At 40.5% G+C, this 454-nt stretch carries 1 protein-coding gene; it reads right to left on the reverse strand.

Features of this window, described 5'->3' with window-relative positions; translation table 11 throughout:
- A partial coding sequence (locus I6F37_RS39580; RefSeq protein WP_225154314.1) for a phosphoenolpyruvate carboxylase occupies positions 1-454 on the reverse strand: 454 nt, incomplete at both ends.

The following is a 454-nucleotide window of genomic DNA, read 5'->3' on the forward strand; positions in this document are numbered from 1 at the left end:
ATTGATTGTGTCCCTGGCAATACCCTCCGGCAGGTCAATATCAACTACGGTGTTGGTTTTAGCTAATGCAACTACTTTATCTGCTTCCGTTAGTTCCGCATAGTTATCCGGCAAAATACCGGTCCCGGTTTTCTCTTTTAATATGGAATTGATGGTATCTATTACCTGTTTATGGGTACTGCTGTTTTGACGGATATCCAGCGCAGCAAAATGAGTTCCGAACAATTTTACCTTATGAATAAAGCTATCCAGTTCGTTTAAATACAGGCTGTGATGTTCGTCCATCAATATGGTACGAATGGCATATAATTCGTCTAATAAATACTGCCTGTTTAGCTGAAGTGATGTGGCTTGTAAAAAAATGTTCTCATACAGCAGTTGTTCCAGTGCAGCTATACGTTTATCTACTTCACGGAAGGTAAGATGGCGTTTTAATTGCCGTACGGTGCGGTAA

It is taken from the genome of Bradyrhizobium sp. NBAIM08, assembly GCF_020193935.1.
In the GTDB taxonomy this organism is placed as follows: Bacteria; Pseudomonadota; Alphaproteobacteria; order Rhizobiales; family Xanthobacteraceae; genus Bradyrhizobium; species Bradyrhizobium yuanmingense.